Origin of the sequence: Streptomyces sp. NWU339 (assembly GCF_003143855.1) — a bacterium.
In the GTDB taxonomy this organism is placed as follows: Bacteria; Actinomycetota; Actinomycetes; order Streptomycetales; family Streptomycetaceae; genus Streptomyces.
Map to the genome: position 1 here is coordinate 1 of NZ_QFRK01000125.1, position 5,923 is coordinate 5,923.

The following is a 5,923-nucleotide window of genomic DNA, read 5'->3' on the forward strand; positions in this document are numbered from 1 at the left end:
GTCCACATGCGTCGAGGGACGGTCCACGTGCAGCGTCCTGGGCATCACCCCGTGCCGCATCGCCATGATCATCTTGATCATGGCGCCGATGCCCGCGGCCGCCTGCGCGTGGCCGATGTTCGACTTCAACGACCCCAGCCACAGCGGGCTGCCCGGGTCCCGGTCCTGCCCGTAGGTGGCCAGCAGCGCCTGCGCCTCGATGGGGTCGCCCAGCGTCGTGCCGGTCCCGTGCGCCTCCACCACGTCCACGTCGCTCGCCTGCACTCGAGCGTTCGCCAGCGCCGCCTGGATGACCCGCTGCTGCGCCGGCCCGTTCGGCGCGGTCAGCCCGTTGGACGCCCCGTCCTGGTTGATCGCCGAGCCCCGGATCACCGCCCAGATCCGGCGCCCGTTGCGCCGCGCGTCCGACAGCCGCTCGAGGACCAGCACACCCGCGCCCTCGGCGAAACCCGTGCCGTCGGCCGCGTCCGCGAACGCCTTGCACCGGCCGTCCGCCGCCAGGCCCCGCTGCCGCGACATCTCCCGGAACACCTGGGCCGTCCCCATGACGGTGACGCCCCCGGCCAGGGCGAGGCCGCACTCGCCCTGCCGGAGCGACTGCACCGCCTGGTGCACCGCCACCAGCGACGACGAGCACGCGGTCTCGGTCGACACCGTCGGGCCCTGAAGACCCAGGGCGTACGCCACCCGGCCGGACGCCACACTCAGCAGGGAACCGGTCTGCGCGTAGCCCGAGATGGCCTCGGGGGTGAAGAGGTGGTTCCCGTACCCGAAGTACGCGATGCCGGCGAAGACACCGGTGTCGCTGCCGTGCAGGCTCTGCGGGTCGATACCGGCTCGTTCCAGGCACTCCCACGAGGTCTCGAGGAGCAACCGGTGCTGCGGGTCGGCGGCCAGCGCCTCGCGCGGGTTGATGCCGAAGAACTCGGCGTCAAAATCGCCCGCGTCGTACAGGAACCCGCCCGAGCGCGTGGAGCAGGCATCCGGCAGGTCCGGGTCGTGCGGGTCCTCCAGGTCCCAGTAGCGGTCCTGGGGGAAGTCGGACACGACGTCCGTGCCCGTCCGCACCAGCTCCCACAGCGCTTCCGGGGACGCCGCCCCGCCCGGGAAACGGCAGGCGACACCCACCACCGCGATGGGCTCGGCAGCGGCCTCCGTCAGCTCCTGCAGGCGCTTGCGCGTTTCGATCAGCTCGATCGATGTCCGCTTGAGGTAGTCGAGGACATCGGCGTTGTTGTCGTTCGTCATCGCTCTCCCTGGCCGAGCTCTTTGTCCAGCAGCGCGAGAAGCTCTCCCGCCGAGGCCGAACTGATCTGGTCGGCGATGCCGACCGGTGATCCGGCGCTCGCCATCGAACGGACTCGGCCCTGCAGCTCGCCGAGCAGAGTGGAAATGGTGGTCTGGTCCTCCGCCGCGAGCCGGAGGAACGCGTCCTGAATCCGGGCGCCCAGTCCTTCGATCTCCTGGACCAGGTGGTCGACCGGAGATTCCGGGACGGCACCGGAGTCGGGGGTGATCCTCGCGTTCAGGAACTGCGCGAGGGCACTGGGGTTCGGGTGGTCGAACACGAGCGTGGCGGGCAGCTTCACGCCGGTCACCGCCGCCAGCTTGTTCCGCAGTTCCAGCGCCGTGAGCGAATCGATCCCCAGCTCCCTGAAAGCCACGGCGGGACCGATCCGCCCCGGGTCGGCGTGACCGAGGACGAGCGCGGTCTGCGCCCGAACGGCATCGAGCAGCACCGCCTCCGCGTCGGCCCGCGGCAGCGACCTCACCTGCTGCGCGAGTCCGCCGTCGGCGGGCTCCCGGCTCCCCGGGCCGGCGGCTGCGGCAGACGTCCCGATCAGACCGCGCAGGAGCGGCGAACCCATGTGGCCGGCATGCGGCGCGTCCGGTGCCAGGAGGTTCAGTCGCGCGGGCACCAGCACCGGCTCGTCCAGCGGGATCGCCGCGTCGAAGAGCGCTAGCCCCTCCTGCGACGACAACGGCAGCACGCCCTGCCGTTGCAGGCGTACGACGTCCGCGTCGCCGATGTCGGCGCTCATCTCACTGCGTTCCGCCCAGAAGCCCCAGCACAGCGAGGTGGCGGACAGTCCCTCGGCCCGACGGGCTTGCGCCAGCCCGTTGAGGAACGCGTTGGCCGCCGCGTAGTTTGCCTGCCCCGCCGTCCCGAGCACACTCGCGATCGAGGAGAACAGCACGAACGCGGACAGGTCCAGATGCCTGGTCAGCTCGTGCAGGTACCAGGCGCCGCGCACCTTCGGCGCGAGGACCGAGTCCAGGCGGTCCTCGGTCAGCGCCTCGACGACACCGTCGTCCAGCACACCCGCGCAGTGGATCACCGCTGTCAACGGGTACTCGGACGGCACCGCGGCGATCAGCTCGGCGACGGAGTCACGGCTCGTGACATCGCAGGCCACGATCTCGACCCGCGCACCCGCCCCGGTCAGCTCCTCCCGCAGCCCTGCCGCCGTCGGAGCCGCCTGTCCTCGCCTGCTGGTCAGCACCAGCCGGCGTACCCCGTGCCGCTTCACAAGGTGCCGGGCGAGCATCGCGCCCAAGCCGCTGGTACCGCCCGTGATCAGCACCGTGCCGGACCCGAGGGCGGACACGTCCTCCGCCCCGGCGAACGCACCGTCGGCGTGGACCAGTTGCGGGATGGTCACGACGCCGTCCCGGATCTTGAGCTGGGCTTCTCCGGTTTCGGCCGCCGCCGGGACGAGGGCCCACGAACCAGGCTGGTCGTCCGTGTCCACGAGCGTGAACCGGCCCGGGTTCTCGGTCTGAGCGGTGCGCACGAATCCCCAGATCGCGGCTGCCGCGGGGTCGGTGCGGGGAACCCGGTCGTCGTGGAACGCCCCCTGTGTCACGACGACCAGGCGGGACTCGGAGAACCGGTCGTCGGAGAGCCAGTCCTGTGTCCACCGCAGCACGCGGTGGAGGTTCCGCTCCACGGCGGCGGGTGTGTCACCGCCGTCCGCGCCCGCACGATCGATGCCGGCGATGACGACCGGGGGTACCGGTCCACCGGAGGCGGCGAGCTCCTCGAAGTCGGCGAAGACCGCTTCGCCCTGTCCCGGGGACGCGGCGAGCTCCCCCACTGCCTGAAGGGCGGGGGAGGTGCCTCCATCCAGCACCGCGTACCGGCCCGCGGCCGCCCCGGACGGGACCGGGAGGGGGGCCCAGTCCATCCGGAACAGCGAGTCCTGGTGGTCGAAGCTCAGCTCGGTCAGCTTCTCGACGTCCACGGGGCGCAGGCTCAGCGATCCGACCCCGCCGGCAGGTGCTCCGTTCTGGTCCGCGAGGGTCACGGACAGCGTGTTCTCCCCCGCGGGCGCGAGACGGACGCGCAGCCCGGTCGGCTGGGCGGAGGTGACGCGGATGCCCGTGCCGCGGAACGGCAGCCAGCCTTCGGGCCGGGAGTCGTCGACGATCCGCCCCAGGCCGATCGGGAGCAACGCGGCGTGGAGCAACGCCGGGTGGATCCGGAACCGGCCCTGATCCGCACCGTCGGCCGCGGGCAGCTCCACCTCCGCGAACAGGGTGTCGCCCTGGCGCCACACCGCCTTCAGACCGCGGAACAAGGGCCCGTAGCCGAACCCGAGGGCGGACAGCCTGGCGTACTCGTCCTCGAAGGGCACACTGGCCGCGCCCGGGGGAGGCCATGCGACGAGGCCTTCCTCCGCAGGGATTCCGCCGGTGTCGGACCCGACGGTCCCGACGGCGTTGCGCGTCCACCCGGGTTCGCCCTCGCCCCGTGAGTGCACGCTGATGACACGCTTGCCGTCGATCACGACGCGGATCTCGCGATCGGCCGTCCGGGACAGCACCAGCGGTGTTTCCAAGGTGAGGTCGTCGACGACGTCGAAACCCGCCTTGTGCGCCGCCCACACCGCCAGCTCCACCAACACCGTCGCCGGCACCAGGTGGGCACCGTGGACCACGTGGTCGGCGAGCCACGGGTGGCGCTCCAGCGACAGGCGCCCGCTGCCCACCACTCCACCGTGCTCTCCGTCGTCGGGCAGATCGATCACAGCGTCGAGCAGCGGGTGGTCCGAGGTGCTCTCGGTGGTGGTCTCGTTGGGTGTGTTCAGCCAGTAACGCTGCCGCTGGAAGGCATACGTGGGCAGCTCGACCCACCGGCCGCCCTGGCCCGGAAACGCCGCCTCCCACGACACCGCGACGCCCGCCACGAAGGCCTCGGCCGCCGACTGGTACAGCCGCGCGAGGCCGCCTTCGTCGCGGCGCAGCGAACCCAGCACGAACCCGGTGGCACCGGGGGTGGTGTCGAACATCTCCTGGATGTTCATCACGAGCAGCGGGTGCGGGCTGAGCTCGATGACCGCGCTGTTGGGCTCCTGTTCGACCAGGCGCCCCATGGCCGCCGCGAACTGGACCGGTTCCCGCAGGTTGCGGTACCAGTACGCCGTGTCGAGCTCCATGGGGTCGATCCGCCCACCGGTCACCGTCGAGTAGATCTCGACCGACGAGGGCAGGGGGGTGATCCGGCCCAGCTCTTGCTGGAGCTGGGTTTCGAACCGGTCCATCAGCGGCGAGTGACCGGGAACACTGGACTTGATCAACCGTGCGCGGGCGCCCTCGGACTGGCAGGCCGCGACCAGCTCCTCGACCGCCTCGGTCTCACCCGAGACCGTCGTCGAGTTCGGTCCGTTCACCGCGGCGATCCCGATCCGGGACCCCCACTGCTCCATCAGCTCCCGCACGCGGTGTTCGGGCATCAGGATCCCGGCCATGGTGCCCTGCCCGGCGACCGTGGCCAGCAGCCGGGACCGCAGGGCCACGATCCTGGCCGCGTCCTGCAGGGTCAAGGCACCCGCGACGTAGGCCGCGGCGATCTCACCCTGGGAGTGACCGATCACCACGTCCGGTGTCACTCCCAGCGAACGCCACACCTGCGCCAGCGACACCATCACCGCCCACAGCACCGGCTGGACGACGTCTATGTCCTCCAGGTCGGCCGCCTCCGGCCCTGCGCACACGGTGTCGATCAACGACCAGGACACCCACGGTTCCAGCGCCTGCGCGCAGGCGCGCAGCTGCTCGGCGAAGACCGGGGAGGACTCCCACAGCTCCCGGCCCATGGCGATCCACTGCCCGCCCTGGCCCGGGAAGACGAACACGGTCCTGCCCACCGGCTTCGCGACTCCGGACACCGCGCCGGCGGGGCCGGGCTCGTCACCCGCGGCGACGGCGGCCAGGGCGGCGAGCAGTTCGTCCCGGTCGGCGCCGATCACCACTTGGCGGTGCTCGAACAGCGATCGCTTCGTCACCAGCGCGTGCCCCACGCCCGCGACCGGCAGATCCGCGTCCGCGGCCACGCTGTCCCGCAGCCGCAGCGCCTGCGCCCGCAGCGCCTGCTCCGACCGCGCCGACAGCACCCACGGCACCGCCCCGGGGGCGCCGGTGGACACCTGGCCGGTGGTGGGGCCGGCGGCCTCACCAGCCGGATCCTGCTGCCCCTCGGAGGCCGGCTCGAGGATCTCGGGCGCCTGCTCGAGGATCACGTGCGCGTTGGTGCCGCTGATACCGAAGGCGGACACGCCCGCGCGTCGGGGCCGGCCCGCTTCCGTGGTCCACTCTCTGGCCTCGGTCAGCAGTTCCACCGCCCCGGCCGACCAGTCCACATGCGTCGAGGGACGGTCCACGTGCAGCGTCCTGGGCATCACCCCGTGCCGCATCGCCATGATCATCTTGATCATGGCGCCGATGCCCGCGGCCGCCTGCGCGTGGCCGATGTTCGACTTCAACGACCCCAGCCACAGCGGGCTGCCCGGGTCCCGGTCCTGCCCGTAGGTGGCCAGCAGCGCCTCCGCCTCGATGGGGTCGCCCAGCCGCGTGCCGGTCCCGTGCGCCTCCACCACGTCCACGTCGCCGGCCGAGAGGCCGGCATCGGCCAGGGCCGCCC

2 protein-coding genes are annotated in these 5,923 nt (G+C 72.0%); both read right to left on the minus strand.

Features of this window, described 5'->3' with window-relative positions; all coding sequences use genetic code 11:
* Positions 1-1,248 (minus strand): beta-ketoacyl synthase N-terminal-like domain-containing protein (locus DIZ27_RS43800; protein WP_181384023.1); only part of this gene is annotated, 1,248 nt, incomplete at its 3' end.
* Positions 1,245-5,923, minus strand: a 4,679-nt coding sequence (locus tag DIZ27_RS43805) for a type I polyketide synthase (RefSeq protein ID WP_109383832.1), incomplete at its 5' end; no start/stop codon positions are given. The genes DIZ27_RS43800 and DIZ27_RS43805, both read right to left, overlap by 4 nt.